Below are 26,509 nucleotides of genomic sequence, written 5' to 3' on the forward strand. Positions count from 1 at the left end.
ATCCGATGCGAGTGTGGTTTTTGAGTGCTGGCCTGGCCCTGATGTGCATGGCCCAGAACGCAGCGGCGGGTACAGTCCTGATCGTTGGCGATAGTATCAGCGCCGGTTTCGGGCTGGATACCCGCGTGGGGTGGGTGTCGCTGCTCGAGCAACGGCTCAAGCGCGAAGGTTTCGACGATAAAGTGATCAATGCGTCCATCAGCGGCGACACCAGCGCCGGCGGCCAGGCCCGCCTGCCTGCGCTGCTTGCAGAGCATAAGCCGCAGCTGGTGATTCTCGAGTTGGGTGGCAACGACGGTCTGCGCGGCATGCTGCCAACACAATTGCAACAAAACCTTGCAGCGATGGTCGACAGCTCCCGCGCCAGTGGTGCCAAAGTGCTGTTGCTGGGCATGCAATTGCCACCCAATTACGGTGCGCGTTACACCAAGGCGTTCGCCGAGGTGTACAGCAACGTCGCCGAACAGAAAAAAATCCCGTTGGTGCCGTTTTTTCTCGAGGGCGTGGGCGGGCATCCGGACATGATGCAAGCCGATGGCCTGCACCCGGCGGCAGGGGCCCAGGACAAGTTGCTGGAAAATGTCTGGCCGACACTGAAACCGCTGCTTTGACGCTTTTCTAGTGACGACGTTTCGGCTAATGTGGCGCCCCCGATCTGGAGCCCCCGATGCCGCGTCCCGCCTGGTCACTTTTTGCCTATCAACTGATCGAGCCAGACGAGCAGCTGGATCTGTTCGCCTGTCAGGAAGTGCGGGTACATCTGGTGGCGCGTCAACTGGAGCTGGGCGGCTCGGCCGATCGCACCCTGTGCGGCAGCCTGCTGCCGGCGCAACCACGCTGGTCGAGCGTGGACCGCAAGGTCTTCCAGGACCAGCGCCTGTGTTCCCTGTGCCGGGCGATCCTGGAGTCGCAAAAACGCGGCACCTCGCCGATCTGGCCAGAGCTGCGCTTCGAGCTCTGAGGCGTTCGCCATAGCGCGCCATCGGCCATCTCCCCGCATTCGCGGGCGCCGGTGTACAATCGCGTTCTTTACCCTTGTCGATCTTGCGAAGGATTTTCCGGATGTTGCCGCGCTTTCCTGCCGTCACCCGCTGCCTGACACTTGCCGCCCTGTGTGCCGCAGGTCCCGTAGCCGCATTGGAGTTGCCCCTGCCACCGCCCGGTGAAGACATCGTCGGCCAGGTGCAGGTGATCAAGGCCAAATACGAAGACACCTTCGCCGACCTCGGCACCACCTACGACCTGGGCTACACGGAAATGGTCGCCGCCAACCCGGGCGTCGATCCGTGGCTGCCGGGCGCCGGCACCGAGATCGTCCTGCCGACGCGCTTCATCCTGCCGCCGGGCCCGCGTGAAGGCATCGTCATCAACCTGGCCGAGTACCGCCTCTACTATTACCCGAAAGGCCGGAACGTGGTGTACACCTTCCCGCTGGGTATCGGCCGTGAAGGCTGGGGGTCGCCGATCGCCCATACCAGCATCATTGCCAAGACGCCGAACCCGACCTGGACCCCGCCCGCGTCGATCAAGGCCGAGCACGCCGCCGATGGCGATCCGCTGCCGAACGTGGTGCCTGCCGGTCCCGATAACCCGCTGGGGCCGTTCAAGTTCACCCTGGGCACCCCGGGCTACCTGATCCACGGTTCCAACAAGAAGTTCGGCATCGGCATGCGCACCAGCCACGGCTGCTTCCGCATGTTCAACAACAACGTGCTGGAAATGGCCGGCATGGTGCCGGTGGGCACCTCGGTGCGCATCATCAATGACTCGTACAAGTTCGGTGTCAGCGGTGGCAAGGTTTACCTGGAAGCGCACACTCCGCTGGACGACAAGGGCAACCCGTCGGTGGTGGACAAGCACACCGCCGTGATCAACGCGATGCTCAAGCGCGAAGACATCACCAACAATCTGCGCATGAACTGGGATGTGGTGCGTGACGTGGTGGCTGCCGAAGACGGCCTGCCGGTGGAAATCGCCGTGCCCAACGAGTCGGCGCCGATGGTCTCGAGCGCTCCGCTCGACCCGTTGCAGTAGGGCGGTACAAGAGCCCGCCGACGCAGACCGCGTCGGCGGGTTTTTTATTGCCCGGGGAAAACACCGGGCAATAAAAAAGCCGACCCAAAAAATGGGTCGGCTTGATAACAATCCCGAAGGATTATTACTTGCGGCTAGCTTTTTCCAGCATGCGCAGAGCACGCTCGTTAGCTTCGTCAGCAGTCTGTTGTGCTTTTTGAGCAGCAGCCAGAGCTTCATCAGCTTTACGGTAAGCTTCGTCTGCACGAGCTTGTGCGCGAGCTGCTGCGTCTTCAGTTGCAGTCAGACGTGCTTCGGTTTCTTTCGATACGCTGCTGCAACCGGTAGCCAGAACTGCGGCCAGAGCCAGAGCAGAGAATTTCAGAACGTTGTTCATCGTGTTCCCCTTCAAGGACTTTCCATTAAGTAGCTGTCTCCTCAGAGTGAGGAAAGAGCCGGCGTACATACTACCCATTACTTGTCGTAAGTAAACTGACGTAAAGCAAGAAGCCAAAAAAATTGTAGGCGTTGATTCTTTTTCGAGCAACTTTTACTTGCACCTGCTTAAAAAATATCCAGCCGCAAGGCCCGTGCAGAGCGAGTTGGCACGAAAAAGTTCCCTGCTTGCGCGACTGTTTCAGCGCCTTGGCTAAAGTCTGGCTATATGGATTCGTCTACACTTTCGTTGGGGGTTTGCGTGACACCTCTCATATCTTTCTCCTAGTTGAGGTGACTTAATAGAGAGACGTTCGTCTTAAGTCTCAACATCCGGCAATGTACAGGCGTTCGATCCCGGGAATTTTTCCGTCGAACCGCCCTGCGAAACCTGCGGTCAAACCTGGCGTGAAGACGAGCGCACCTTGAGCATTTGCGCCAATGGTGCCTACTATTTGATACGTGCCCGGTTCGGCTTTTCTCGGTGTCCATTGAGGCACAGGGTGGCGTAGATGTTCCTTCGCCGGAAAAACATCGGTAAGGTAGGGGTCAGCATACAAAGACCCACGAGGAGTAGTGATGAGTGAGGCGTTGTCCATCCACCATGACCAGGCTGGTCATCAGTTCGAGACCAATGTGGACGGTCATCGTGCCTACCTGACCTATATGGATCTGGGGAAACAGACCCTGGATATCTACCGCACCTTCGTGCCCAACGCGCTGCGCGGTCGTGGCATTGCGGCGGCCCTGACCGAGAAGGCGCTGGAGTATGCCGAGCAGATGGGCTACACCGTCATTCCTTCGTGCTCCTACGTGGAACGCTACATGGAGCGCCATCAGCGCCACGCGGCCAAGCTGAGCCAGTAAACCGAACACATAAAAAAACGCCGGGCTGAGCCCGGCGTTTTTTTTGCCCTGCGAAAACGATCAGCTGCGTTCGCGTTTCGGCAGCACATCCTTGAGCTTGGCGTGCATGCTGCGCAGGGTGGTCTCGGTCGCGGACCAGTCGATGCAGGCATCGGTGATCGACACGCCGTATTGCAGGTCGGCGAGGTCGTTCGGGATGGCCTGGCAACCCCAGTTCAGGTGACTTTCGACCATCAGGCCGATGATCGACTGGTTGCCTTCGAGGATCTGGTTGGCAACGTTTTCCATGACCAGTGGTTGCAGGGCCGGGTCCTTGTTGGAGTTGGCGTGGCTGCAATCGACCATGATGTTCGGCTTGATCTTCGCCTTGTTCAGCGCCTGTTCGCACAGGGCGACGCTGACCGAGTCGTAGTTGGGCTTGCCGTTGCCGCCGCGCAATACCACGTGGCCGTAGGCGTTACCCTTGGTGGTGACGATCGACACGCCACCTTCCTGGTTGATCCCCAGGAACCGGTGCGGGCTGGACACCGACTGCAGGGCGTTGATCGCCACGGTCAGGCCGCCGTCGGTGCCGTTCTTGAAGCCGACCGCCGAAGACAGGCCGGAGGCCATCTCACGGTGAGTCTGCGATTCGGTGGTGCGCGCGCCGATGGCCGACCAGCTGATCAGGTCCTGCAGGTATTGCGGGGAGATCGGGTCGAGGGCTTCGGTGGCGGTGGGCAGGCCCATCTCGGCCAGGTCCAGCAGCAATTGACGACCGATGTGCAGGCCATCCTGGATCTTGAAGGAGTCGTCCAGGTACGGGTCGTTGATCAAGCCTTTCCAGCCGACGGTGGTGCGCGGCTTCTCGAAATACACGCGCATGACCAGATACAGGGTGTCGGAGACTTCCGCTGCCAGTACCTTCAGGCGTTCGGCGTATTCGTGGGCCGCCTTGATGTCATGGATCGAGCAAGGCCCGATGACCACGAACAGGCGATGGTCGGTGCCATCCAGAATGTTGCGAATCACTTCGCGGCCCTTGGTGACGGTGCGCAGGGCGGCGTCGCTCAGGGGGATGTCACGCTTGAGCTGATCAGGGGTGATCAGCGTCTCGTTGGAAGAGACGTTCAGGTCGTTGATCGGTAAATCAGCCATCGTTTACTCGTCAGGTCACGGGTGCCGGCCGCCAGCGAACCCGCGCGGCGGAGCACAGCAAATTAAGCGCGTCGGGGAGCGGAACCTTAGCGCGTTACACCGTGGCTCGACAATGGGCAGACGCCGGTTTAACGGGCATTGCCCACCAATTGATGACCCTTCAATCCGTTACCGCCTGGGCAAATGCCTTGTGAACGGTGTCGTGGGAGAACTCGTCGGCATGTTGCTGCACCCATTCCAGCGCCAGCGCCTGGGTTTCCTGCAGGTCGTCATGGGCGTCGTGCAGGCGGCAGTAGCGTTCGATCTGACACACCTGCTCACCCATTCGCGCGGTGAACATCATCTGCTCGTCGACGAAGGCAATGCCCACCAGGTAACCGCGTTTGCGCTTGAGGCACCAGGCCACATAACCGAGGTAGCAGAGGTCAGGGTTCAAGCTCGGCATGCGCACTTCCAGCGCCGTGCCGTGGCGCCAGGCGCGGTGGTAATTGCAAGCCATGCCCCCGAGGCTGATAGTGTGCAGTTGTTGCCGCGAAATACACTCAGGTCTGAGTAACTTCAATTCCACGGGCACATCGTCAGGATGAGGAATAAAGCGTCCCATGAGCACAGACTCCATGTGTCGGCCATCTGACATTATTTTCCCCAGTATAGTGGCCGAATTAGAATTGACCGATTTCGACGCCGACCAGCGGTTGCTGGCGATGAGCGGCGTTTCACTGGTGATTTTCACCAGTGTGGGTTGCTCCAGTTGCCGTTTCGCCCGCGAGCAATTGCCAGCGCTCGACCTTGATGTCGACCGGTTGTGCTGGATTGATGCGGGGAACAATGGCGGGGTGGTCGAGCGTTATCAGGTTTTTCATTTGCCGGCGCTGTTCGTGGTGCGCGACGGTGAGTTTTTCGGGGCATTGAAGTCGCGCCTGACCGCCAGTGAGCTCAACCGGGCCGTGGCCCAGGCGCTGCGCAAAACAGCAGAGGATTTGCCATGACAGGAACAGTCGCAAAACCGACCATCGGTATTATTGGCACCGGCGCCATCGGTGGTTTCTACGGATTGATGCTGGCGCGAGCCGGTTTCGATGTGCATTTTCTGTTGCGCAGCGAGTTTTGCGCGGTGGCTGAACACGGGTTGCGACTCGACAGCGCCGTGCATGGCAAGCTGACGTTGAATCCGGTGCAGGCCTATTCGTGCGCCGAAGACATGCCGCCCTGTGACTGGTTGCTGATCGGCGCGAAAACCACCAGCAATGCCGAACTGGTGCCGGCCATTCTCCAGGCCGCCGCGCCCGACGCCAAAGTGCTGTTGCTGCAGAACGGCCTGGACGTTGAAGACGGTCTGCGCGAGTTGTTGCCCGACTCGCTGCACGTGCTGGGCGGGCTCTGCTACATCTGTGTCCATCGCGACGGGCCGGGGGCGATCACCCATCAGGCGCTGGGCATGGTGCATGTCGGCTATCACAGTGGCCCGGCAGCAGATGAGCAGGCGGGTACGGCAATTGCCGAGGAGGGCGCACGCCTGTTCCAGGCCGCCGGTATCGACTCCCACAGCATGCCGAATCTGCATCAGGCGCGCTGGCAGAAGCTGGTCTGGAACATCCCTTACAACGGTCTGTCGGTGTTGCTGGGCGCCAGCACCACACCGCTGATGGCCGATGCCGACAGTCGGGAACTGATCAAGGCCGTGATGGCCGAGGTGGTCCAGGGGGCCATCGCCTGCGGTCACGAAGTTGCGCCCGGGTATGCCGAGCATCTGTTTGCGATGACCGAAAAAATGCCCGACTACTGGCCGAGCATGTATCACGATTTCCTGCACAAGCGCCCGCTGGAACTGGCGGCGATCTATGCCCGGCCACTGGCTGCGGCCAAGGCGGCAGGGTGTGAAATGCCCCGGATCGAAGCGCTGTACCGCAGCTTGAGTTTTATTGATCGACGCAACGCTTGAGTCGATCACCCGAGGGGGAAGGGCATGGCCAAAACGATTGACGACAAGCTGGTGCTGGCGATTTCTTCGCGGGCGCTGTTCGACCTGAGCGAGAGCCACAAGGTGTATCTGTCCAGTGGCGTGGAGGCGTACCGGCAATACCAGATCGAGCACGAGGACGAAATTCTCGAGCCCGGCGATGCCTTCCCGCTGGTGCAAAAACTGCTCAACCTCAATGCCAGCCTGGGGCGCGCACGGGTCGAAGTCGTCCTGGTGTCGCGCAACAGTGCCGACACCGGGCTGCGAGTGTTCAACTCGATTCATCATTACGGCCTGGCGATTTCCCGCGCGGCGTTCGTCGGTGGGCGCAGCCCGTACCCTTATCTCAAGGCCTTCGGTTGCGACCTGTTTCTGTCGACCCATGCCGAAGACGTGCGCAGCGCCCTGGATGCCGGGTTCGCGGCAGCGACCATTCTCTCCGGCGGTGCCAGCCGTGCCGCCAGTGATGAACTGCGCATTGCCTTTGACGGTGACGCGGTGCTGTTTTCCGACGAGTCGGAGCGCATCTATCAGGCCGGTGGCCTTGAAGCGTTCCAGGCCAGTGAGCGCGAAAGCGCCCGTCAACCGTTGCGTGGCGGGCCTTTCAAGGGCTTCCTCGCGGCACTGAATCTGCTCCAGCGTGAGTTCGCCGACGACGCCTGCCCGATTCGCACCGCGCTGGTGACGGCCCGTTCGGCGCCAGCCCATGAGCGGGTGATCCGCACCTTGCGCGAATGGGACATCCGCCTGGACGAGTCGCTGTTTCTCGGCGGCCTGACCAAATCGGCGTTTCTCGAAGCCTTTGCCGCCGACGTGTTTTTCGACGATCAGGCCGGTCATTGCGAGTTGGCCCGCGAGGTGGTCGCGACCGGCCATGTGCCCCATGGCATAAGCAACGAGCAAAAGGTTTAAGCCTGTGGTTCAACGCGTTACGCGGGACGTCGCACTCGCCAACGCACTGCTAAGCTGAATCAATCTCCGCCATGTTGGCTTTGCGAGGAGATCCTATGATTCGTTCGATGTTGTACGCCACCGACCTTGGCCTGTACGCCCCTGTGGTGATGCAGCATGCCCTGGCGCTGGCTCGAACCTTCGAGGCTGATTTGTATGTGGTGCACGCCGTCGAGCCCATGGGGCTGTTCGCCGAGTCGGTGTTGCAGAGCTACCTTGATGAGCGGGCACTGAACGAGTTTCACAGTCAGGGGCTCAATACAGTCATTGCCAATATCGAGCAGCGCGTGCTCGAGGGGTTTCGTGATGAACTGGGGGATGAAGGAAAGCAGGAGTTGGAGAGGATCAAGGCCGTGCGGGTGCTCCAGGGCGATCCGTCGCAGGTGATTCTCGACCAGGCGCGAAAACTTTCCGTGGATTTGTTGATCGTAGGCAGTCATAGCCATGGTGCTGGCGCGGAAACGCCTCTGGGCAGGACCGCAGCGCGGGTATTGCAGTTGGCTCAGGTCCCGGTCTATCTGGTGCCGTTGGTGGAACGGCGGCGCCGTGGGGATCGCTAGAACACGAATAATGGCAATTTGATAAAAAAGTTCTAGATTTATTCGTCAAGCCATTCATATAGTTATATACCGTCGCTGATGCCCGTGGCGTCTACCTGCTTTGAGGGATTGATATGAAGCTTCAACAATTGCGCTACATCTGGGAAGTGGCGCACCACGACCTCAACGTTTCGGCTACCGCCCAAAGCCTCTACACCTCGCAACCGGGCATCAGTAAACAGATCCGCCTGCTGGAAGACGAACTGGGCGTGGAAGTTTTCGCCCGCAGTGGCAAGCACCTGACCCGCGTCACGCCGGCTGGCGAGCGCATCATTACCACCGCCGGCGAAATCCTGCGCAAGGTCGAAAGCATCAAGCAGATCGCCCAGGAATTCTCCAACGAGAAAAAAGGCACCCTGTCGATCGCCACCACGCACACCCAGGCCCGTTATGCCTTGCCGCCGGTGATCAGCAATTTCATCAAGCAATACCCGGAAGTCGCCCTGCACATGCATCAGGGCTCGCCGATGCAGATCGCTGAAATGGCCGCTGACGGTACGGTCGATTTCGCGATCGCCACCGAAGCCCTGGAGCTGTTCGGCGACCTGGTGATGATGCCGTGCTACCGCTGGAACCGCTGCGTAGTGGTGCCCCAGGGCCATCCGCTGACCAAACTGTCGAAGCTGACCCTCGAAGCCCTCGCCGAATACCCGATCGTGACCTACGTGTTCGGTTTCACCGGTCGTTCAAAACTCGATGAGGCGTTCAGCCATCGCGGTCTGACGCCGAAAGTGGTGTTCACCGCCGCCGACGCCGACGTGATCAAGACCTACGTGCGCCTGGGTCTGGGCGTGGGTATCGTGGCGAAAATGGCGGTCGACACCAAGCTCGACGGCGACCTGGTGGTGCTCGATGCCAGTGAGTTGTTCGAATCCAGCATCACCAAGATCGGTTTCCGTCGCGGCACGTTCCTGCGCGGTTTCATGTGCGACTTCATCGAGAAATTCGCCCCGCACCTGACCCGTGAAGTCATGGCCAAGGCCATCGCGTGCCACAACAAGCAGGAACTGGAAGAACTGTTCGACGGTGTCGAACTGCCGGTGCACTGATCCTGCTAGACGACCTCGGTGACAGAAAACTGTTGCCGGGCGCCCGCCACCACGATCTCTACCTCATCCCCCTCGAACTTGCCCAGCAGGCCTTTGCCCAGCGGTGAGCGAGGGGTGATGACGGTAATCGACTGCCCCACCAGGTCGACTTTCAGACCTGCCGCATCCGGGGCTAGAAACAGCCATTGCTCACGCCCCTTGTCGTCCTCCAGGCCCAGCAGCGCACCGACTTCGATGCCGCGCTGGTCGTCGTAGGGGCGCAAGGACATGTTCTGGCACAACGTCAGTGACTGGCGGATTTCTTCCATGCGCCGGGCCTGGCCGGTTGCCAGATAAGACGCTTCCAGCCCCAGGGTGTCGTACTTGTTCTCGGCGATGTTTTCTTCGTGGGTGGCGGTTTCGTAAGCGGTCTGCGCGGCACGCTCGGCGACGTTGAGGTCGATCCTGAGTTTGTCGATGATCAGTTGGTGGACGCTTGTCTTGTTCATGATCAATCGCAGAATTGCAGGACGTTGGCGCGGCTTTTTTCATTCGGTGCCGTGCGATCCTGTTGCAGCCAGAACTGGCATTTGGGGTTCGACAGGTTGCGGTTGCTGCTGCGCGCCTCGTCGAGGCGCTGGGCCTGTTCGTTCTTGCGCAGGTTTTCTTCGTACTGTTCGAACTGCGGGCTCGGTGGCGGCAGATCGGGTGCCGGTTGTACCACGGGCGGATTGGCCAGTTGCTGCACGGCCTGGGCCACGGGTGCCAGTTGTTCGTTGAACACGAAGCGCGAGGCGAGCCAGACAGTCAGCGCCACGGCAAGAAATCCCAGCCACACACCAAGGGCGATGCTGCCGGTCAGTTGCAGGGCGTTGAGCCGACTTGGCAAAGTCCGGCGTGGGGTGGGGCGATAGGGCATGACTGCCTCCTGGCGGGTGATCGCGGGCGAGTGGCGATTGTCGCATGAAGATTAATCGCCGTCGGCTCTTCTGCGCGGAGTAATTTATGCGGACAATCGGCGCCTTTGCCAACGGGAGCCTGTAATGCCTGAAATGAAAACCCGCTGGGATATTTTCTGCACCGTGGTCGACAACTTTGGCGACATCGGTGTGACCTGGCGCCTGGCCCGGCAACTGGTCGCCGAGCACTCCCTGGCGGTGCGGCTGTGGGTCGATGACCTGCGGGCGTTCGAACGCCTGTGCCCGGACATCGACATCCATGCCGCGCAGCAGTGGCAGGCGGGTGTCGACGTTCGCCAGTGGCCAGCCGACTGGGCGTCCACCGATGCTGCGGATGTGGTGATTGCTGCCTTTGCCTGCCAGTTGCCAGGCGCCTACATGGATGCCATGGCTTCGCGCGACAAGCTGCCGTTGTGGATGAACCTGGACTATCTGAGCGCCGAAGACTGGGTCGTTGGCTGCCACGGTCTGCCGTCGGTGAAATACAAAAGCGTGCAGAAATACTTTTTCTTCCCGGGGTTCCAGGCCGGCACGGGTGGGCTGTTGCGTGAGCGCGGGTTGCTTGAGCAGCGTCGGCAGTTTCAGCAAAGTCCGGAGCTTCAGCGAACATTCCTGCGGGGGTTAGGCATTGTTCCGGCGGCGGGTGCGCAGTTGATCTCGCTGTTTGCCTACGAAAATGCAGGGCTGGGCAGTTGGCTGGACGTCTTGGCGGCGCACGCGCAGCCTACGCACTTGCTGGTGCCGGAAGGGCGGATTCTCGGCGACGTCGAGCGTTGGCTCGGTGTGCCGGGGCTGGCGGCGGGGGCCGTGCACGTGCGCGACGCCCTGACCGTGCAGGTGCTGCCATTCGTTCCTCAGGACCAGTACGACCGCTTGTTGTGGAGCTGCGACTTCAACGCCGTGCGCGGCGAAGACTCCTTCGTTCGCGCGCAATGGGCGGGTCGGCCGCTGCTCTGGCACATTTATCGACAGGACGAAGACATCCACCTGGACAAGCTCGAAGCCTTCCTGACGCTGTACACAAAAGACCTTTCGGCTGCCGCTCGTGAGGCGATCAGCGGTTTTTGGCGGGCGTGGAATGCTGGCGATACAGTAGCCGATCAGTGGCTGACGACCCGTAAACACTGGCCGGAACTGCAAAAACACGCCGACGCGTGGTGTCTGGAACAGGCCTCGCGGGCGGATCTTGCCGCAGCGCTGGTACAGTTTTACCTAAATTGGCTATGATACGCGGCCTAGATTTTAGTAACTCCCATCCAAATTCGGATATTCGCAATGAAAACTGGTAAAGAACTCAAACCCGGTACCGTGATCCGTATCGACAACGATCCTTGGCTGGTTCAGAAAGCTGAATTCACCAAGTCGGGCCGTAACAGCGCGATCATGAAGACCAAGCTGAAGAACCTGCTGACCGGTTACAAGACCGAAACCGTTTACGGTGCGGACGACAAACTGGACGACGTGATCCTGGATCGCAAAGAAGCGACCCTGTCCTTCATCAGCGGTGACACCTACACGTTCATGGACACCACTGACTACACCATGTACGAGCTGAACGCCGAAGACATCGAAAGCGTTCTGCCATTCGTGGAAGAAGGCATGACCGACGTCTGCGAAGCCGTGTTCTTCGAAGAGCGTCTGGTTTCCGTAGAACTGCCGACCACCATCGTGCGTCAGGTTGACTACACCGAAGGTTCCGCTCGCGGTGACACTTCCGGCAAGGTGATGAAGCCTGCCAAACTGAAGAACGGTACCGAGCTGTCGGTTGCTGACTTCATCGAAATCGGCGACATGATCGAGATCGATACCCGCGAAGGCGGTTCCTACAAAGGCCGTGCTAAATAAGCACTGCTTGAGGAATGAAAAAGCCCGACCTTTGAGTCGGGCTTTTTTGTGCCTTTTTCCTGTGGGAGCGAGCCTGCTCGCGATGATCGTCAACGAAAACGCGGGGTGTCTGGTTCCCCCGCAGTGCCTGTGCCTCCATCGCGAGCAAGCTCGCTCCTACAGGATTTGTGTCGTACCGATGTGCTGCGCCTTGCACAAAACACTGTGGGAGCGGGCTTGCTCGCGATTATCGTCAACGATAACGCAGTCTGTCTGGTTCCCCGCATACAGGATGTGTGTCGAACCGCAATGCTGCGGCTTGCACAAAGCACTGTAGGAGCGAGCTTGCTCGCGATGGTCGTCAACGATAACGCGGACTGTCTGGCTGACCGCGTTGTCTGGACTTGCATCGCGAGCATGCTCGCTCCTACAGGGTGAAGCGTTGGTTATTTCAGGTGTTCCTTGAGCTCTTGCGAGGCTTGCAGCATCGCCGAACGCACCGCTGGCACCTGGCTGACCACGTTGAGCAAACCGTAATCGTGGATCAGGCCGTTGTAGCGAACCGAGGTCACCGGCACGCCGGCTTCGTCGAGCTTGCGGGCGTAGGCTTCGCCTTCATCGCGCAGCACATCGGCACCGGCCGTCTGCACCAGGGCAGGTGGCAAGCCCTTGAGCTGGGCGGTGGTGGCCCGCAGCGGCGAGGCGTAGATCTCGTTACGCTGTTTGGCGTCGGTGGTGTAGTTGTCCCAGAACCACTTCATCATGTTGCGGGTGAGGAAGTGCCCCTCGGCATACTGGTTGTAGGACCCGGTGTCGAAGTTGGCATCGGTCACCGGCCACAGCAGCACCTGGAACTTGATCGCCGGCGTGCCCTTGTCTTTGGCCATCAGCGCAACAACTGCCGCCATGTTCCCGCCGACACTGTTACCCGCCACGGCCAGACGCTTGCCGTCGACGTTGATTTCCTTGCCATGCTCGGCTACCCAGCGGGTCGCGGCATAAGCCTGGTTGATGGCCACCGGGTAATGCGCTTCCGGTGACGGCGTGTAGTTGACGAACACCGCCGCTGCCCCCGAACCCGCCACCAGGTCACGCACCAGGCGTTCGTGCGTCGGGTAGTCACCCAGCACCCAGCCACCGCCGTGGAAGAACATGAACACCGGCAGCTCGCCCTTGACCCCGGCCGGACGGACGATAGTCAGGCTGATCGCTTGGCCGTCGACTTGAATGGTCTTCTCGCTGACATCGGCCTTGGGCAGCGTCAGCTTCACCCCGGACTGCGCGCCCACCAGCACGGCGCGAGCTTCTTTGGGCGTCATCTGCTCCATCGGTTTGCCGGTGCCAGCATTCAGCACATCGAGAAACGCCTGGGTGTTGTGTTCAACCTCGCCAGCGAATGCGCTGTGGACGGACAGAGCGAGAAGGGTACCGGTCAAGACTTTGCTGAAAGTGTTCATGTTCGTTTCCTGTTCGGGCCTGGGGAGTCAGGGGTTAGACGGTCACGTGCAGACGCACATCAACGTTGCCACGGGTGGCGTTGGAGTACGGGCAGACCTGGTGGGCTGCGTCGACCAGTGCTTGTGCGTCGGCTTGTTCCAGGCCTGGCAGGCTGATGTGCAGGTCGATGTCCAGACCGAAGCCACCAGGAATCTGGCCGATGCCGACGTGGGCAGTGATCGACGCGTCGCTTGGGATGCTGCGTTTGGTCTGGCTGGCAACGAACTTCAGCGCGCCGATGAAGCAGGCCGAGTAGCCGGCAGCGAACAGTTGCTCAGGGTTGGTGGCTGCACCACCGGCACCGCCGAGTTCTTTTGGCGTGGCGAGTTTGACGTCGAGGATGTTGTCGCTGGAAACCGCACGACCGTCACGGCCGCCAGTGGAGGTTGCGATTGCGGTGTAGAGAGTTTGCATGATGTAAGCCTCGTTCGGAATTTGGTTGATTTGCGCTAAATGTTTGCGCGTTAACTAAGTTCGAGGTAAATGTAGCGCGCCAATAGTTAGTGCGCAAGATAAATTTTTGAAAAATTTGCGATGCACCGTCCTCGGCAGCGGTTAGATGGGCTGGAATGATTGATTTAGAGCGGTTTTGGCGGATTTATTTTTTTGCAGGGGCACCGAACTGTGGGAGCGGGCTTGCTCGCGAAAGCGGTGTGTCAGTCACCATCGAGGGCGCATGACGCACCGCTTTCGCGAGCAAGCCCGCTCCCACAGGGGGGGAGGCGGGGCCGGGAAGATCGGGTTTAGAGACTGTCCTGCAAATTACTACGTAGCACCTGCAGTTCCTTTTGCAGGTTCTGCAGGCGTTCGAGGGTCATACCGCTGGCGCCGAGGATACATTGGGGGATGCTGCGGGCCTTGTCTCGCAGGGCGCGGCCCTGTTCGGTCAGTTCGACAATGACCACCCGCTCATCCTCGCGGCTGCGCGTGCGGCTGAGCAGGCCTTCGGCCTCCAGGCGCTTGAGCAGCGGCGTGAGCGATCCGGGATCGGTCAGCAATCGCGTGCTGATCTCGCCGACCGTCAAGCCATCCTCTTCCCACAGCACCATCATGGCCAGGTACTGCGGATAGGTCAGGTCCAGGGCCTTGAGCAAGGGCTTGTAGACCTTGGTCATCAGCAGCGAAGTGGAGTGCAGGGCGAAGCAGGCCTGGTTTTCCAGCAGCAGGTCGTCGCAATTGTCCTGGGTGTCGCGGTCGGTGTTCATTTCGAAGCCTTGGTCGGTGGTCCTATGAATCTAGCGGGCGAATGTTTAATGCGCCAGATAATTCCGACCTAATGTCGGCCGAGGTTACGCTGCAAGGCCAGGTCCCAGGGTGGCACCGGACTGAATCGCGTCTTCAGATACTCCAGCAACAAGCGACTGCGGGTATTGGACTGCTGTTCCAGTCGCAGGGCATAGATGCCGGTGGTTTCCGCAGGCGGCAGGCCGTTTTCGCAGAACAGCGGCAGCAGTTCCCCCCGCAGCAGGTATTCACTGGCCAGCCAGGTGGGCAAGTGGGCGATCCCGAGCCCGGCCAGCGCGCCGCACACCAGCGCCTCGGCATTGTTGGCACTCATGCGAATGCGCGCCGGGCGGTGCAGATGCAACTGCCCGTCGCGCTCGAAGCGCCAGGCGAAGGGCGGCGCCAGGCCGTCCCAGTCGAGTCCGTCGTGTTCATTCAGTTGCGCCGGTTCGCTCGGCACGCCGCGACGTTTCAGGTAGTCGGGGCTGGCGCAGGCAATGCGCACCATGCTCGCCAGCGGCGTAGCCACCAGGCGGGTATCAGCCATTTGTCCGGCGCGCAGCACCAGATCGACCTTGCCCAGGTTCAGGCCCTGCATGTCGACAAAGCTGTCGATCAGGTGCAATTGCACATCCAGGCCGGGGTAGAGCATCAGAAAATCGGCAATCACCGGCGCCAGGTGACGGCGGCCGAAAGCGGCCGGGGCGTCGATGCGAATCAGGCCTTCCGGCGCACTGCTCAGGGATACCGCTTCGGCACGGGCCAGTTGCAACTCCGCGACGATGCGTCGTGCCCGTTCAGCGAAGGCCAGACCGGCCGGCGTCGCCCGCACGGCATGGGTGCTGCGCACGAACAATTGGCTGCCGACGGCGGTTTCCAGGCCGTCGATGCGCCGTGCCACGGCCGAAGGGGTCAGTGGATGTCGGCGTGAAGCGGCAGAAAAACTGCCGGTTTCCAGTACATCGAGGAACAGCCCCAGTTGCTCGGTCAGTTGATTGGGATTCATGGATTGATCTGCGCTTATGCGAATTTGGCACAGCCATTGTGCGTTGCTGTGCGTTTCCCCGCCAGCGTTGACTGCGTAGGATGATTAGCCTGAGAAAAGAGGAAATCCCGCCGTGATCGAGTTTTTGCTGTATGTGGTTTTTGGCGCTGCCCTGGGTACCCTGGGTGGGTTGTTCGGCATTGGCGGTGGACTGATCGCCATTCCGTTGCTGGGTGTGTGGTGCGGTCTCGATCAGCAGATCGCCCAGGGCACCGCGCTGGTGATGGTCGTGCCCAACGTGATGCTGGCGCTGTGGCGTTATCACCAGCGCAACCGCATCGAACTGCGCCACGCGTTGCCGTTGGCCTCGATGGGGTTCTGTTTTGCCTGGCTCGGTTCGATCTGGGCAGTGGGCATTGATGCACAGACCATGCGGATCGGCTTCGTCGCGTTCCTGGTCGCGCTGTCGGCCTACAACCTGCTGCGCATGTTCTCGGCCAGCCCGACGGCCACGTCGCAGATGAATTACGCCTGGCCGTGGCTGGGTGTGCTGGGCGCGGCGTCGGGCACCATGGGCGGATTGTTCGGCGTCGGCGGCGCGGTGGTGGCCACGCCAGTGCTGACCAGCCTGTTCGGCACCACCCAGGTGGTTGCCCAGGGCTTGTCGCTGGCCCTGGCGCTGCCGAGTACCGGTGTCACCCTGGTGACCTACGCGGTGCACCATGAGGTGGACTGGATGATCGGCATCCCCCTGGCCATCGGTGGCCTGATGAGCATCAGTTGGGGCGTGAAAGTCGCCCACGCGCTGCCGGAGCGCCTGTTGCGCGGGCTGTTCTGTGGCTTCCTGGTGCTGTGTGCGGTGATGCTCGCCTTTAAAGTTTGAAGCCTTCGACGATGTGCTCGGCCAGGCATTCGGTGATGGGCGAAGGGTTATGCAGGTTGCGCAGGAGCATGATGCTCGCTTCGGGCAACTCCGGCAGCCCTTCGGCCTCACCGAGAATACGCATGTCCTCGGTGATCAGGCTTTCCAGTTGCGCGGTGATGGCCAGGCCGGCGCTGACCACTGCCATGATCGCCGACAGGCTGGAGCTGTTGTACGCCACCCGGTAATCGCGGCCCATGGCGTCCAGCGCATTGCAGGCCCACAGGCGGCAGAAGCAGTCGCTGTTGAACATCGCCAGCGGCAGGGGTGTCTGTTCATGGGCGCTGAAACATTGCGCCTCGGCCCAGACGAAGCGTTCCTTGCGCAACAACTGGCCGATCTCGTTGCCCGGCTCGCGGGTGACGATGGACAGGTCGAGGTCCTGGCGCAGCAGCAATTGTTTTGATGATTCGCAGTGCACCTCGATCTGGATCAGCGGGTAGGACTGGGCGAAACGCCGCAGGATCCCCGGCAGAAAGCGCATCACGTAATCGTCCGGCGTGCCGATGCGCACGGTGCCGACCATGTGCGGCTCGCGCAAGGTATTGAACACCTCGCTGTGCAACTTGAGGATGCGCCGGGCATAACCCAGCAGCACCTGGCCTTCAGCGGTCAGCCTGACCTGGCGGCCATCGCGCTGGAACAGCTGGCGCTGCAACACATCTTCTTCAAGGCGCTTCATCTGCATGCTCACCGCCGATTGCGTGCGGTTGACCAGCTCGCCTGCGCGGGTGAAACCACCCTGGTCGGCGATGGCGACAAAGGTGCGCAGCACTTCTGTGTCGATGCTCGGGTACATTCATCAATCTCCGAGATGTGTTGCATAAGAAACATTCGTTGGATTGATCTTAGCCCCGGCGTGACACTTGAGCCATCCCAAACGGAGGGCAACAAGATGAAAGGTCAAAAAGGTTACGCCGAAGTCGAAAAACATTCGATCCACGTCGTCTCGGACCTGCTGCACAAGATCAGCCGCTGGTACGAGTTGCACCGTGAACGCGAGTTGCTGGCCGGCATGAGCGACGAAGCGTTGAAGGACATCGGGCTCAGTCGTGCGGACGTCGAGCATGAAGCCATCCGCCCGTTCTGGGATGACCCGATGCACAAATGAGCCACCCACACCTACACAAAACCTCTCAGGGTGAGGTAGCGTGCGAGCAGACAAGGAGATGCCCATGCCCGCAACGCTGTCCTTTTCCATCAAACAGGCTCGCCGCCTGGCGCTGGCCGCCCAAGGGTTCAACGGGCGCCAGTCGCCGGCGGTGGTCAAGGCCGCTCAGGTCAATCGCCTGATCGAACGCCTGGGCCTGCTGCAGATCGACTCGGTCAATGCGCTGGTGCGTTCGCACTACCTTCCGCTGTTTTCCCGTCTTGGCCATTATTCTTCCGACGTGCTCGACCAGGCTGCCTGGAGTTCCGGACGACGTCGTACGTTGTTCGAGTACTGGGGCCACGAAGCCTCGCTGCTGCCGCTGTCGATGTACCCGCTGATGCGCTGGCGCATGCAGCGTGCGAGCCGTGGCGAAGACATCTATCAGCAACTGGCGCGTTTCGGGCGCGAGCAGCAGGACACGATTCGTCGGGTCATGGCCTCGGTGCAGGAGCTTGGCGCACTGGGCGCCGGCAGCCTGTCGACCCGCCAGGAGCGGGCCGGCCCCTGGTGGGACTGGAGCGCGGAAAAACATGCGCTGGAATGGCTGTTCGCTGCCGGCGAGGTAACTGTGGCTGGGCGGCGCGGTTTCGAGCGCCTGTACGATCTGCCCGAGCGAGTGATCCCCGCGGCCATCCTTGGGCAACCACTGCTCAGTGAAGAAGAGGCGCAACGCGGGCTGTTGCTGCATGCCGCCAATGCCCTGGGCGTGGCGACCGAGAAAGACCTGCGCGACTACTTTCGCCTCAACCCTGGCGATGCGCGCCCGCGCCTGGCCGAGCTGGTGGAGGCGGGCCAGTTGCAGCTTTGCCAGGTGAAGGGATGGCAGCAGGTGGCGTATTGCCTGCCAGAGCCCAAAGTGCCGCGCAAGGTTGAAGCCAGCGCTTTGCTGTCGCCCTTCGACTCATTGATCTGGGAGCGCAGCCGCACCGAGCGGTTGTTCGATTTCCGTTACCGGCTGGAGATCTACACGCCCCAGGACAAGCGGGTCTATGGCTATTACGTGTTGCCGTTCCTGCACAACGAACGGATCGCCGCCCGGGTGGATCTGCGCGCAGAGCGGGCCCAGGGGCGTCTGGCGGTACATGCCGTGCACGAGGAAGAGCCGGGGCTGGACGAGGAGGGGATGTGGGCGCTGGCGGTGAATTTGCGGCGCATGGCCGATTGGCTGGGGTTGGAGCGGGTGCAGTTGAATTGTGTGCGGGTGAGTGCGGATCGGTTGCGGGGGCCATTGGCTGGGGTTGAAGGTGTTTGAGCGGGCCCCATCGTCGGAACGCCGCCCGGACCAAGCCCGCTCCTACAGGGGCGTGACCTGTAGGAGCGAGCTTGCTCGCGATGGCCGCGACTCGGTCTACCGCCGAACCTGCTTCAACGTCTCGGCAATCAAAAACGCCAACTCCAGCGACTGATCCGCATTCATCCGCGGATCGCAATGGGTGTGGTAACGGTCCGACAAACCATCCTCGGTAATCGGCCGCGCACCACCGATGCATTCTGTGACGTTCTGCCCGGTCATCTCGATGTGAATCCCGCCGGCGTAGCTGCCTTCAGCCTCGTGCACCTGGAAGAACTGCTTCACCTCACCGAGGATCTGCGCAAAGTCGCGGGTCTTGTAGCCGCTGCTGGCCTTGATGGTGTTGCCGTGCATCGGGTCCGAGCTCCACAGCACCTGCTTGCCTTCACGCTGCACCGCGCGGATCAGTGCCGGCAGGTGATCGCCGACCTTGTTCGCGCCCATCCGCGCGATCAGGTTCAGGCGGCCGGGATCGTTGTCGGGGTTGAGCACGTCGATCAGGCGGACCAGGTCGTCGGGGTTCATGCTCGGGCCGACCTTGACCCCGATCGGGTTGTTCACCCCGCGCAGGAATTCGACGTGGGCACCGTCGAGCTGGCGGGTGCGGTCGCCGATCCACAGCATGTGTGCCGAGCAATCGTAGTAGTCGTTGGTCAGGCTGTCGCGACGTACGAAGGCTTCTTCGTAGTTCAGCAGCAACGCTTCGTGGGCGGTGAAGAAACTGGTTTCACGCAGTTGTGGCGAGCTGTCCATGCCGCAGGCGCGCATGAAGGCCAGGGTTTCGTCGATGCGGTCGGCCAGGTGACTGTACTTCTCGGCCAGCGCGGAGTTGGCGATGAAGTCCAGGTTCCACTTGTGCACCTGGTGCAGGTCGGCAAAACCGCCTTGGGCGAAGGCGCGCAGCAGGTTCAGGGTGGCGGTGGACTGGTGATAGGACTGCAGCAGGCGCTCCGGGTCCGGCACGCGGCTTTTTTCGTCGAAGCCGATGCCGTTGACGATGTCGCCACGGTAGGCCGGCAGGGTCACGCCGTCGATGGTTTCGTCATTGGCCGAACGCGGCTTGGCGAACTGGCCCGCCATGCGTCCGACCTTGACCACGGGGCAGCCGGCGGCGAAGGTCATGACGATGGCCATTTGCAGCAGCACCTTGAAGGTGTCGCGGATTTTCGCGGCGGAGAACTCGGCGAAGCTTTCGGCGCAGTCGCCGCCCTGCAACAGGAAGGCGCGACCCTGGGTCACCTCGGCGAACTGACGACGCAATTCCCGGGCTTCCCCGGCAAACACCAGTGGCGGGTAGCTGGCCAGGGTCTGCTCGACCTGGCGCAGGTGCGCGGCGTCGGGGTAGAGGGGTTGTTGCTGGATCGGCAGGGCGCGCCAGCTGTCAGGGCTCCAGGGTTGGCTCATCACGGTCTCGGTTGTCATTCGCTCGGGCGTTCATGGTATCAGCAAATTAGTGCGTGACCTGTTCCCGTCGCTTCGCCGACAATCGCGCCTTTGCCGTTTTATAGCGTCGCCTGGCCGGGCGACGATCGGGAGACGAAATGACTGAGGAGCGCGTCGAGCATCTGCTCGCCGAGGTACAGGACGAGTTTGGCGTGATTCGCGTGCTGGAAGTGGCCGATTACCGTTTTCTCGAGTTCGGTGAGGCCATCGAACAGAGCTGTGTATTCACCGCCGACCCGAGCTGGCTCGAATACGATTACACCCGGGCGATGCTGATCGGCGCGTTGTGCCATGAACAACCGGAAAGCGCGCTGTTCCTCGGGCTTGGGGCCGGCACCCTGACCCAGGCCTGCCTGAAGTTCCTGCCGCTGGAAGACGTCGAAGCCATCGAGCTGCGCCCGGACGTGCCGCGCCTGGCCATCGAATACCTGGGGCTGGATGACGACCCGCGCCTGTACATCCGCGTCGGCGATGCCCTGGAGTTGCTGGAAACCGCCGAGCCTGCGGACCTGATTTTCGTTGACCTGTATACCGACGTCGGGCCGGGCGTCGGGCACCTGGCCTGGAGTTTCCTCGGTGACTGCCAGAAACGCCTCAATCCGGGCGGCTGGCTGGTGATCAACCAGTGGGCCACCGACGATGGCAAGCCGCTGGGCGCGGCGCTGCTGCGCGGGCTGTATCACCGGCATTACTGGGAGCTGCCGGTGAAGGAGGGCAATGTGATCCTGATCGTACCGTCGGAGCTGGACCAGGCGCTGGACATGGACGGCCTGGTTGCCCGGGCCGAAGCGTTGGCGCCGCGGTTGGGGTATTCGTTGGAGTCGTTGATCAAGGCGATTCGGCCGGCTACATAAGTGGGTGTCAGTTCTGGCCCTATCGCGAGCGGGCTCGCTCCCACAGGGAAGGTGTTCACAATCCCAATGTGGGAGCGAGCCTGCTCGCGATGGGGCCCAGAAGAACACCTAAAAATCTAAACCCCCTTGAACACCCCATCCCGCCGCTCCACCATCGACCGCACCCCCTCCCGGGCATCCTCGCTTTCCAGCAGCTTCTTGGCCAACGCCGGCAACCCCTGCGCCGCCACCGTCTCACCCTCATAACGCGCCTGCCGCGCCGACATCAACGTCGCCTGCACCCCCAGCGGCGCCTGCCGTGCAATGCGTTGCGCCAATTCAATGGCGCGAGGCAACAGGTCTTCGCTGGCCATGACTTCCTGCACCAGCCCCAGGTGCAATGCTTCGTGCGCATCGAACTCGTCACCGGTCAAAAGCCAGCGCATGGCATTGCCCCAGCCCGCCACCTGATGCAGACGCAGGGTGGCACCGCCGAACGGGAAGATCCCGCGCTGCACTTCTTTCTGGGCAAAGCGGGTGTTGCTCGCGCACAGGTTGATGTCGGCGGCCAGCATCAGCTCGATGCCGATGGTCAGGCAGTAGCCCTGCGCGGCGACGATCACCGGCTTGCTGACCCGGGGCCCGGCGAAAACGCCCCACGGGTCGCAGCCGCCGGGCGGTGCCTGCCAGCCCTTGGCCAGTTCGGCGCTGGCGCTGAGCAGGTCGAGGCCGGCGGTGAAGTGCTCGCCATGGCCGAATACCACCGCCACCCGCGCTTCGCGGTCGGCCTCGAGTTCGCCGTAGGCCAGGCTCAGTTCGTTGAGCAGATCGAGGTCGAAAGCGTTGCGCTTGGCCACCCGGTCGAGACCGATCAACAGGATGTGGCCTTGGCGTTCACGGGTGACGCGACTGCGGGCGGGCTGATTCATGGGGCGCATTCCTCGCTGGGGGATCCGGAACCCTGGGACGGCATTGCCTGGGTGAAACGTTTAAGCTCCAACACCAGCAGTGCTGGGCCTTTGAAAAGTAGACGCTCGTCCGATTCTGCGCAAAGGCCGTTGGCATAACGACGAATCCGTCAGTTTTCCGACAAATAATGCTCCCATTCCGGGCGAATTCCGGTATAGTGCGCGCCGGCCTTTAACCGGGCCGCGTTTTGGTAGCGCACCTCGAACCAGCTTCGGCTGCACGTCCGCACTGCGGGCTCTACCCTGACGTTTCTTTTTTTCATTCATACGTTTTCGCAAATCCCCGCCGACAAAGCTGCCAGGGCGACTCTTGAGTCTCAACACGGCATGCGCAGCTTTGGAGCATGGGTCTTTGCGGATGCACTTAGAGGCAGACCCATGACCCAGGAAATCGGCGGCTTCGCCGCTCTTGAACTTCATCCCAATATTGTCGCTGCAGTAGTCGCTACCGGCTATGAAGAGCCTTCGGCCATTCAGCAGCAGTCGATCCCGATCATCCTCGCCGGTCACGATATGATTGGTCAGGCGCAAACCGGTACCGGTAAAACCGCCGCTTTCGCCCTGCCTATCCTGCACCGCATTGATCCGTCCAAGCGCGAGCCGCAAGCTCTGATCCTGGCCCCAACTCGTGAGTTGGCGCTGCAAGTTGCAACCGCTTTCGAAACCTACGCCAAGCAAATGCCGGGCGTAACTGTTGTGGCTGTCTACGGCGGCGCGCCGATGGGCCCACAATTGAAAGCAATCCGTAATGGCGCACAGATCGTTGTCGCCACTCCGGGCCGTCTGTGCGACCACCTGCGTCGCGACGAAAAAGTGCTGCAGACCGTGAACCACCTGGTCCTCGACGAAGCAGACGAAATGCTCAAGCTGGGCTTCATGGACGACCTGGAAGTCATCTTCAAGGCCATGCCGGAAACCCGTCAGACCGTATTGTTCTCGGCTACTTTGCCGCAGTCGATCCGTGCCATCGCCGAGCGTCACCTGCGCGATCCGAAGCACGTGAAGATCCAGAGCAAGACCCAGACCGTCACCGCGATCGAACAGGCTCACCTGCTGGTTCACGCCGACCAGAAGACTTCTGCCGTTCTCAGCCTGCTGGAAGTGGAAGACTTCGACGCGCTGATCATGTTCGTGCGCACCAAGCAAGCCACCCTGGACCTGGCCAGCGCGCTGGAAGCCAAAGGCTACAAAGCCGCTGCGCTGAACGGTGACATTGCCCAGAACCAGCGTGAGCGCGTGATCGACTCCCTCAAGGATGGCCGCCTGGACATCGTTGTGGCGACCGACGTTGCCGCTCGTGGCCTGGACGTTCCGCGCATCACCCACGTGTTCAACGTGGACATGCCGTACGATCCGGAATCCTACGTTCACCGTATCGGCCGTACCGGCCGTGCCGGTCGCGAAGGCCGTGCGCTGCTGCTGGTGACTCCACGTGAGCGCCGCATGCTGCAAGTGATCGAGCGTGTGACCGGTCAGAAGGTTGCCGAGGTTCGCCTGCCGGACGCTCAAGCCGTTCTCGATGCCCGCATCAAGAAACTGACCAACAGCCTGTCGCCGCTGGTGGCTGACGCCGAATCGACCCACGGTGATCTGCTCGATCGCCTGACCGCCGACATCGGTTGCAGCCCGCGTGCCCTGGCCGCGGCCCTGCTGCGCAAGGCTACCAACGGTCAAGCACTGAACCTGGCCGCTATCGAGAAAGAGCGTCCGCTGGTACCGAACAACACCCCGCGTGGTGATCGTCCAGAGCGTTCCGGTGACCGTCCTGAGCGTGGTGACCGCGAGCGTCGCGCACCGATGCCGCTGGCCGAAGGTCGTGCTCGTTGCCGTACCGCGCTGGGCGCGCGTGACGGTATCGCCGCGAAGAACCTGCTGGGCGCCATCCTCAACGAAGGTGGCCTGGCGCGTGAAGCCATCGGTCGCATCCAGGTGCGTGACAGCTTCAGCCTCGTCGAGCTGCCGGAAGATGGTCTGGAGAAGTTGCTGACCAAGCTGAAGGACACCCGCGTGGCTGGCAAGCAGTTGAAGCTGCGTCGCTACCGCGAAGATTGATCCGCCCCTGGACTGATTGATCGAAAAAAATCCCCGACTGGTTCGGGGATTTTTTTTGCCTGTATTTCGAGATTGACCCATCCCCTGTAGGAGCGAGCTTGCTCGCGATGGAGGCTCAGACACCGCTGGGTGTCAGGCCGACAGCGTCATCGTTGACGACCATCGCGAGCAAGCTCGCTCCTACAGGTTTAGTGTTATTCGGTGGCCTGACCGCCCCCCGCCGTCACCACCTGCACAGTCATGCGCGGCATCGCCAGGTCGAGCCCGGCTTCGTCCAGATGGCGCTTGAGCGACAGGTTGAAGGCGCGGGACACCTCCCATTGCTTGATCGGCGCGGTCTTGAAGCGCGCCCGCAGGATCGCGTTGCCCGACTCGAAACTCTCCACGCCCTGGATCTCCAGCGGCGACCAGATGTTGCGCCGTTGCAGCGGGTCGGTACGCATCTTCTGGCCGACGTCGCGCATCAGCTTGATGGCGTTGTCGATGTCCATGTTGGCGGGGATCGCCACGCGGAAGATCGCGTAGCCGAACTCGCGCGAGTAGTTCTTGATGCTCTTGATTTCGCTGAACGGGATGGTGTGGACGATGCCGTCGATGTCCCGCAGGCGCACGGTGCGGATGGTCAGGCCTTCGACGGTGCCCAGGTGGCCGCCGACATCCACGTAGTCGTCGATGGCCAGGGAGTCCTCGATGATGATGAACAGCCCGGTGATCAGGTCGGCGACCAGCGACTGCGCGCCAAAACCGATGGCCAGGCCGATCACGCCGGCACCGGCCAACAGTGGCGTGACGTTCATGCCCATGTTCGCCAGCGCGACGATCAGCGCCACGATGAAAATCGCCACGAACAGCACGTTGCGGATCAGCGGCATCATCGTTTGCGCGCGGGCATTGGCCAGGCCCTTGCGCGAGCGAGTCAGGGCGTGGTGCACGGCGGTGTCGCTGAGGATCCAGATCAGCCAGGCAAAGATCAGCGTGCCGCCGAGGCTGAATAGCTTGACGCTGACTTCATGGCCGTCGCCCTCGGTGAATGCGATCAGCGACATGCCCCAGACCCGCAGGCCGAGTTCGATGAACGCCAGCCACACCAGCAGATGCGCGAGGGTGTAGAAAAACCCCTTCAAGCGCTCGGAGTACAGCGCGTGACGCTTCACCCCCCGTTGCGGTTTCTGCGCGTGACGGCGCACCAGCCCGTTGATGACCATGCACAGCACCAGCAGCACGGTGCAAATCAGCGACTGGCGCAGGGCGGTGCTGGTGTCGCCGGCGGAAAGGAAGGTGGCGAACAGTGAGATGGCCACCAGCACCAGCGCGGGTACATACCAGAAGGTGCCGAGGATATTCAATGGTGTCGCTGAGGGCGCGACGAGTCAGGCGCCGGGACAGCGGCTGGTTGCGGATCAGGTGGGCGATGGGGCGCCGGAAGCGCAGGATGAACAGCCCGGTGGACAGGGCGGCCAGCACATTGGCCACGGTGGCGGCGGTATGCGCCAGGTGGCTGCCGAGGCTGGTGACCAGTCGCGGATCGTTCAGGGCTTCGCCGAATGCGGCAAAACTGCCGATCAGCCACAAGGGACGGAAGGCCTGGTGGCGCAGGATGTACAGGGCGCGGTGCCGGTGGGGGCCGTCCAGCAGGGAAAAGGCGATGACGCAGATCGCTGAGAAGCAGGTGCCGACCACCAGCGCGTAAGCCAGCACCATGGCCAGGCTTTTGCCCAGCGACGAGGGCAGCGCGTAACTCATGTATACGGTGATCACCAGGGCGATCAGCCAGGGCCCGAGTTTGCGCAGGGCAAAACGCAGCAGGTCGAAGGCCCTGGGGTGTTGCGGCAGCTCCTCGGTCAGGCCGAAACGCATGCGTACCCGGTGGCTCAGCCAGATCAGCGCCGCGGCGAGCAGGCTCCAGAGCGCCAGGATCATGGCGAAGGCGAAGATGATCGGCAGCCATTCGTTGGCCGGCAGTATCAGGCTGTCCAGTTCGTCCTGAGCCAGGGAGAACTCACGGGTCCAGCGGGTGATCGGGCTGTCGGCGCCGGCAAACTGCTTCTCGAAGCGGCTCAGCGTGCCGCCGATCAGGCCGAGCACGCCTTCTTCGGCGGCCGGTTGGGCCTTTTTGGTGGCATCGCGCAGCTTCTTCAGGTCGGCCAGCAGTTTGCTGCGTTGCTGGTCGTTCTCCAGCGATTTGATGACTTCGTCCAGGGACTGGCCGAGGGGCTCCTGCGCCTCGGGCTGGGTGCTCGCCGAGTTGTTCAGCAGGCTCGGCAGGCCGACAGCCTGGGCCGGCGTGATCGGCAGCAATGCCAGCAGGCAGACAAGAAACAGGCAGGGCAGGGCAAGCAGGCGAGCGAACACGGGGCGGTCAACCTTG

28 protein-coding genes and 1 pseudogene are annotated in these 26,509 nt (G+C 61.6%); 16 read left to right on the top strand and 13 right to left on the bottom strand.

Annotated elements, in window-relative coordinates:
* The first annotated feature begins 5 nt into the window (after positions 1 to 5).
* The 3 genes from ABVN20_RS28100 (at position 6) to ABVN20_RS28110 (ending at position 2,034) form a co-directional block, all read left to right on the top strand.
* Positions 6 to 611 carry an arylesterase gene (locus ABVN20_RS28100; RefSeq protein ID WP_368559050.1) on the top strand — a complete coding sequence of 202 codons (606 nt, stop codon included), beginning with the start codon at positions 6 to 8 and terminating at the stop codon, positions 609 to 611.
* 56 nt (positions 612 to 667) lie between these two features.
* Complete coding sequence (locus tag ABVN20_RS28105; RefSeq protein WP_368559051.1) at positions 668 to 961, top strand: hypothetical protein; 294 nt, start codon at positions 668 to 670, stop codon at positions 959 to 961.
* Positions 962 to 1,062: 101 nt separating this feature from the next.
* A complete protein-coding gene (locus ABVN20_RS28110; RefSeq protein ID WP_368559052.1) occupies positions 1,063 to 2,034 on the top strand; it encodes a L,D-transpeptidase family protein in 972 nt (323 codons plus the stop codon).
* A gap of 124 nt (positions 2,035 to 2,158) precedes the next feature.
* On the opposite strand, the gene oprI is transcribed toward ABVN20_RS28110, so the two are convergent.
* On the bottom strand, positions 2,159 to 2,410 hold the full coding sequence (gene oprI, locus ABVN20_RS28115; protein WP_003448337.1) for an outer membrane lipoprotei OprI: 252 nt from the start codon (positions 2,408 to 2,410) through the stop codon (positions 2,159 to 2,161).
* 617 nt (positions 2,411 to 3,027) lie between these two features.
* Here oprI and ABVN20_RS28120 point away from each other — a divergent pair.
* Positions 3,028 to 3,315, top strand: a complete 288-nt coding sequence (locus ABVN20_RS28120) for a GNAT family N-acetyltransferase (RefSeq protein ID WP_368559053.1) — start codon at positions 3,028 to 3,030, stop codon at positions 3,313 to 3,315.
* A gap of 60 nt (positions 3,316 to 3,375) precedes the next feature.
* Here ABVN20_RS28120 and ABVN20_RS28125 read toward each other — a convergent pair whose 3' ends face one another.
* Both ABVN20_RS28125 and ABVN20_RS28130 read right to left on the bottom strand, forming a co-directional pair.
* The gene (locus ABVN20_RS28125) at positions 3,376 to 4,452 is read right to left on the bottom strand and encodes a 3-deoxy-7-phosphoheptulonate synthase (protein ID WP_368559054.1); all 1,077 of its coding nucleotides are present in this window, start codon (positions 4,450 to 4,452) and stop codon (positions 3,376 to 3,378) included.
* A gap of 160 nt (positions 4,453 to 4,612) precedes the next feature.
* Positions 4,613 to 5,056 carry a PilZ domain-containing protein gene (locus tag ABVN20_RS28130; protein WP_368559055.1) on the bottom strand — a complete coding sequence of 148 codons (444 nt, stop codon included), beginning with the start codon at positions 5,054 to 5,056 and terminating at the stop codon, positions 4,613 to 4,615.
* On the opposite strand from ABVN20_RS28130, the gene ABVN20_RS28135 reads away from it, so the two are divergent.
* From ABVN20_RS28135 to cysB, 5 genes are all read left to right on the top strand, one after another.
* Complete coding sequence (locus tag ABVN20_RS28135; RefSeq protein WP_368559056.1) at positions 5,055 to 5,441, top strand: thioredoxin family protein; 387 nt, start codon at positions 5,055 to 5,057, stop codon at positions 5,439 to 5,441. The two genes, ABVN20_RS28130 and ABVN20_RS28135, sit on opposite strands and share 2 nt — an antisense overlap.
* The gene (locus tag ABVN20_RS28140; RefSeq protein WP_368559057.1) at positions 5,438 to 6,394 is read left to right on the top strand and encodes a putative 2-dehydropantoate 2-reductase; all 957 of its coding nucleotides are present in this window, start codon (positions 5,438 to 5,440) and stop codon (positions 6,392 to 6,394) included. The genes ABVN20_RS28135 and ABVN20_RS28140 overlap by 4 nt, the downstream gene beginning before the upstream one ends.
* A gap of 24 nt (positions 6,395 to 6,418) precedes the next feature.
* Positions 6,419 to 7,324, top strand: coding sequence for a 5'-nucleotidase (locus tag ABVN20_RS28145; protein ID WP_368559058.1), 906 nt, complete (start codon positions 6,419 to 6,421; stop codon positions 7,322 to 7,324).
* A 95-nt stretch (positions 7,325 to 7,419) separates the two neighbouring features.
* Entirely contained in the window at positions 7,420 to 7,923 is a 504-nt protein-coding gene (locus ABVN20_RS28150) for a universal stress protein (RefSeq protein ID WP_368559059.1), read from the top strand.
* A gap of 113 nt (positions 7,924 to 8,036) precedes the next feature.
* Complete coding sequence (gene cysB / locus ABVN20_RS28155) at positions 8,037 to 9,011, top strand: HTH-type transcriptional regulator CysB (protein ID WP_368559060.1); 975 nt, start codon at positions 8,037 to 8,039, stop codon at positions 9,009 to 9,011.
* Positions 9,012 to 9,016: 5 nt separating this feature from the next.
* On the opposite strand, the gene ABVN20_RS28160 is transcribed toward cysB, so the two are convergent.
* Both ABVN20_RS28160 and ABVN20_RS28165 read right to left on the bottom strand, forming a co-directional pair.
* Entirely contained in the window at positions 9,017 to 9,499 is a 483-nt protein-coding gene (locus ABVN20_RS28160; RefSeq protein WP_368559061.1) for a transcription elongation factor GreAB, read from the bottom strand.
* A gap of 2 nt (positions 9,500 to 9,501) precedes the next feature.
* On the bottom strand, positions 9,502 to 9,909 hold the full coding sequence (locus tag ABVN20_RS28165) for a hypothetical protein (RefSeq protein ID WP_368559062.1): 408 nt from the start codon (positions 9,907 to 9,909) through the stop codon (positions 9,502 to 9,504).
* A 124-nt stretch (positions 9,910 to 10,033) separates the two neighbouring features.
* Between ABVN20_RS28165 and earP the strand changes: the two genes are divergently transcribed.
* Positions 10,034 to 11,176: an elongation factor P maturation arginine rhamnosyltransferase EarP gene (gene earP, locus ABVN20_RS28170; protein WP_368559063.1), complete on the top strand. Its 1,143-nt coding sequence runs from the start codon at positions 10,034 to 10,036 to the stop codon at positions 11,174 to 11,176.
* A gap of 48 nt (positions 11,177 to 11,224) precedes the next feature.
* The gene (locus tag ABVN20_RS28175) at positions 11,225 to 11,794 is read left to right on the top strand and encodes an elongation factor P (RefSeq protein ID WP_003226785.1); all 570 of its coding nucleotides are present in this window, start codon (positions 11,225 to 11,227) and stop codon (positions 11,792 to 11,794) included.
* Between the two features lie 425 nt (positions 11,795 to 12,219).
* Here ABVN20_RS28175 and ABVN20_RS28180 read toward each other — a convergent pair whose 3' ends face one another.
* From ABVN20_RS28180 to ABVN20_RS28195, 4 genes are all read right to left on the bottom strand, one after another.
* Entirely contained in the window at positions 12,220 to 13,230 is a 1,011-nt protein-coding gene (locus ABVN20_RS28180) for an alpha/beta hydrolase fold domain-containing protein (RefSeq protein ID WP_368559064.1), read from the bottom strand.
* 34 nt (positions 13,231 to 13,264) lie between these two features.
* Positions 13,265 to 13,684 (bottom strand): organic hydroperoxide resistance protein, encoded by a 420-nt coding sequence (locus tag ABVN20_RS28185; RefSeq protein ID WP_007973539.1) that lies wholly within the window; start codon positions 13,682 to 13,684, stop codon positions 13,265 to 13,267.
* A 329-nt stretch (positions 13,685 to 14,013) separates the two neighbouring features.
* The gene (locus tag ABVN20_RS28190) at positions 14,014 to 14,475 is read right to left on the bottom strand and encodes a MarR family winged helix-turn-helix transcriptional regulator (protein ID WP_368559065.1); all 462 of its coding nucleotides are present in this window, start codon (positions 14,473 to 14,475) and stop codon (positions 14,014 to 14,016) included.
* A 68-nt stretch (positions 14,476 to 14,543) separates the two neighbouring features.
* Entirely contained in the window at positions 14,544 to 15,500 is a 957-nt protein-coding gene (locus ABVN20_RS28195; RefSeq protein ID WP_368559066.1) for a LysR family transcriptional regulator, read from the bottom strand.
* A gap of 112 nt (positions 15,501 to 15,612) precedes the next feature.
* Here ABVN20_RS28195 and ABVN20_RS28200 point away from each other — a divergent pair, with 112 nt between their 5' ends.
* Complete coding sequence (locus ABVN20_RS28200) at positions 15,613 to 16,362, top strand: sulfite exporter TauE/SafE family protein (protein WP_368559067.1); 750 nt, start codon at positions 15,613 to 15,615, stop codon at positions 16,360 to 16,362.
* On the opposite strand, the gene ABVN20_RS28205 is transcribed toward ABVN20_RS28200, so the two are convergent.
* A complete protein-coding gene (locus tag ABVN20_RS28205; protein WP_368559068.1) occupies positions 16,352 to 17,200 on the bottom strand; it encodes a LysR substrate-binding domain-containing protein in 849 nt (282 codons plus the stop codon). The two genes, ABVN20_RS28200 and ABVN20_RS28205, sit on opposite strands and share 11 nt — an antisense overlap.
* A 96-nt stretch (positions 17,201 to 17,296) precedes the next feature.
* Here ABVN20_RS28205 and ABVN20_RS28210 point away from each other — a divergent pair, with 96 nt between their 5' ends.
* Positions 17,297 to 17,512 (top strand): DUF1127 domain-containing protein, encoded by a 216-nt coding sequence (locus ABVN20_RS28210; RefSeq protein WP_368559069.1) that lies wholly within the window; start codon positions 17,297 to 17,299, stop codon positions 17,510 to 17,512.
* Positions 17,513 to 17,576: 64 nt separating this feature from the next.
* Positions 17,577 to 18,806, top strand: coding sequence for a winged helix-turn-helix domain-containing protein (locus tag ABVN20_RS28215; RefSeq protein WP_368559070.1), 1,230 nt, complete (start codon positions 17,577 to 17,579; stop codon positions 18,804 to 18,806).
* Between the two features lie 96 nt (positions 18,807 to 18,902).
* Here the strand turns inward: ABVN20_RS28215 and ABVN20_RS28220 are convergent, their stop codons facing one another.
* On the bottom strand, positions 18,903 to 20,249 hold the full coding sequence (locus ABVN20_RS28220; RefSeq protein WP_368559071.1) for a class II 3-deoxy-7-phosphoheptulonate synthase: 1,347 nt from the start codon (positions 20,247 to 20,249) through the stop codon (positions 18,903 to 18,905).
* Between the two features lie 137 nt (positions 20,250 to 20,386).
* On the opposite strand from ABVN20_RS28220, the gene ABVN20_RS28225 reads away from it, so the two are divergent.
* On the top strand, positions 20,387 to 21,142 hold the full coding sequence (locus ABVN20_RS28225; protein WP_368559072.1) for a spermidine synthase: 756 nt from the start codon (positions 20,387 to 20,389) through the stop codon (positions 21,140 to 21,142).
* Positions 21,143 to 21,258: 116 nt separating this feature from the next.
* Here ABVN20_RS28225 and ABVN20_RS28230 read toward each other — a convergent pair whose 3' ends face one another.
* On the bottom strand, positions 21,259 to 22,050 hold the full coding sequence (locus ABVN20_RS28230) for a crotonase/enoyl-CoA hydratase family protein (protein ID WP_368559073.1): 792 nt from the start codon (positions 22,048 to 22,050) through the stop codon (positions 21,259 to 21,261).
* A 417-nt stretch (positions 22,051 to 22,467) separates the two neighbouring features.
* On the opposite strand from ABVN20_RS28230, the gene ABVN20_RS28235 reads away from it, so the two are divergent.
* Positions 22,468 to 24,141, top strand: a complete 1,674-nt coding sequence (locus tag ABVN20_RS28235; RefSeq protein WP_368559074.1) for a DEAD/DEAH box helicase — start codon at positions 22,468 to 22,470, stop codon at positions 24,139 to 24,141.
* A gap of 194 nt (positions 24,142 to 24,335) precedes the next feature.
* Here ABVN20_RS28235 and ABVN20_RS28240 read toward each other — a convergent pair.
* Positions 24,336 to 26,493 (bottom strand): annotated as a pseudogene (locus tag ABVN20_RS28240) (mechanosensitive ion channel family protein).
* Positions 26,494 to 26,509 lie beyond the last annotated feature (16 nt).

Source organism: Pseudomonas sp. MYb118 (assembly GCF_040947875.1).
Lineage (GTDB): Bacteria > Pseudomonadota > Gammaproteobacteria > Pseudomonadales > Pseudomonadaceae > Aquipseudomonas.

Excerpts from the sequence above, each read along its gene's own strand:
- ABVN20_RS28180 (WP_368559064.1), bottom strand. The coding sequence starts at position 13,230 with ATGAACACTTTCAGCAAAGTCTTGACCGGTACCCTTCTCGCTCTGTCC.
- ABVN20_RS28120 (WP_368559053.1), top strand. The coding sequence starts at position 3,028 with ATGAGTGAGGCGTTGTCCATCCACCATGACCAGGCTGGTCATCAGTTC.
- oprI (WP_003448337.1), bottom strand. The coding sequence starts at position 2,410 with ATGAACAACGTTCTGAAATTCTCTGCTCTGGCTCTGGCCGCAGTTCTG.
- ABVN20_RS28235 (WP_368559074.1), top strand. The coding sequence starts at position 22,468 with ATGACCCAGGAAATCGGCGGCTTCGCCGCTCTTGAACTTCATCCCAAT.
- ABVN20_RS28125 (WP_368559054.1), bottom strand. The coding sequence starts at position 4,452 with ATGGCTGATTTACCGATCAACGACCTGAACGTCTCTTCCAACGAGACG.
- ABVN20_RS28210 (WP_368559069.1), top strand. The coding sequence starts at position 17,297 with ATGAAAGGTCAAAAAGGTTACGCCGAAGTCGAAAAACATTCGATCCAC.
- ABVN20_RS28160 (WP_368559061.1), bottom strand. The coding sequence starts at position 9,499 with ATGAACAAGACAAGCGTCCACCAACTGATCATCGACAAACTCAGGATC.
- ABVN20_RS28135 (WP_368559056.1), top strand. The coding sequence starts at position 5,055 with ATGAGCACAGACTCCATGTGTCGGCCATCTGACATTATTTTCCCCAGT.
- ABVN20_RS28150 (WP_368559059.1), top strand. The coding sequence starts at position 7,420 with ATGATTCGTTCGATGTTGTACGCCACCGACCTTGGCCTGTACGCCCCT.
- ABVN20_RS28130 (WP_368559055.1), bottom strand. The coding sequence starts at position 5,056 with ATGGGACGCTTTATTCCTCATCCTGACGATGTGCCCGTGGAATTGAAG.
- ABVN20_RS28110 (WP_368559052.1), top strand. The coding sequence starts at position 1,063 with ATGTTGCCGCGCTTTCCTGCCGTCACCCGCTGCCTGACACTTGCCGCC.
- cysB (WP_368559060.1), top strand. The coding sequence starts at position 8,037 with ATGAAGCTTCAACAATTGCGCTACATCTGGGAAGTGGCGCACCACGAC.
- ABVN20_RS28195 (WP_368559066.1), bottom strand. The coding sequence starts at position 15,500 with ATGAATCCCAATCAACTGACCGAGCAACTGGGGCTGTTCCTCGATGTA.
- ABVN20_RS28230 (WP_368559073.1), bottom strand. The coding sequence starts at position 22,050 with ATGAATCAGCCCGCCCGCAGTCGCGTCACCCGTGAACGCCAAGGCCAC.
- ABVN20_RS28205 (WP_368559068.1), bottom strand. The coding sequence starts at position 17,200 with ATGTACCCGAGCATCGACACAGAAGTGCTGCGCACCTTTGTCGCCATC.
- ABVN20_RS28105 (WP_368559051.1), top strand. The coding sequence starts at position 668 with ATGCCGCGTCCCGCCTGGTCACTTTTTGCCTATCAACTGATCGAGCCA.
- ABVN20_RS28215 (WP_368559070.1), top strand. The coding sequence starts at position 17,577 with ATGCCCGCAACGCTGTCCTTTTCCATCAAACAGGCTCGCCGCCTGGCG.
- ABVN20_RS28190 (WP_368559065.1), bottom strand. The coding sequence starts at position 14,475 with ATGAACACCGACCGCGACACCCAGGACAATTGCGACGACCTGCTGCTG.
- ABVN20_RS28165 (WP_368559062.1), bottom strand. The coding sequence starts at position 9,909 with ATGCCCTATCGCCCCACCCCACGCCGGACTTTGCCAAGTCGGCTCAAC.
- ABVN20_RS28185 (WP_007973539.1), bottom strand. The coding sequence starts at position 13,684 with ATGCAAACTCTCTACACCGCAATCGCAACCTCCACTGGCGGCCGTGAC.
- ABVN20_RS28145 (WP_368559058.1), top strand. The coding sequence starts at position 6,419 with ATGGCCAAAACGATTGACGACAAGCTGGTGCTGGCGATTTCTTCGCGG.
- earP (WP_368559063.1), top strand. The coding sequence starts at position 10,034 with ATGCCTGAAATGAAAACCCGCTGGGATATTTTCTGCACCGTGGTCGAC.
- ABVN20_RS28175 (WP_003226785.1), top strand. The coding sequence starts at position 11,225 with ATGAAAACTGGTAAAGAACTCAAACCCGGTACCGTGATCCGTATCGAC.
- ABVN20_RS28100 (WP_368559050.1), top strand. The coding sequence starts at position 6 with ATGCGAGTGTGGTTTTTGAGTGCTGGCCTGGCCCTGATGTGCATGGCC.
- ABVN20_RS28140 (WP_368559057.1), top strand. The coding sequence starts at position 5,438 with ATGACAGGAACAGTCGCAAAACCGACCATCGGTATTATTGGCACCGGC.
- ABVN20_RS28220 (WP_368559071.1), bottom strand. The coding sequence starts at position 20,249 with ATGAGCCAACCCTGGAGCCCTGACAGCTGGCGCGCCCTGCCGATCCAG.
- ABVN20_RS28225 (WP_368559072.1), top strand. The coding sequence starts at position 20,387 with ATGACTGAGGAGCGCGTCGAGCATCTGCTCGCCGAGGTACAGGACGAG.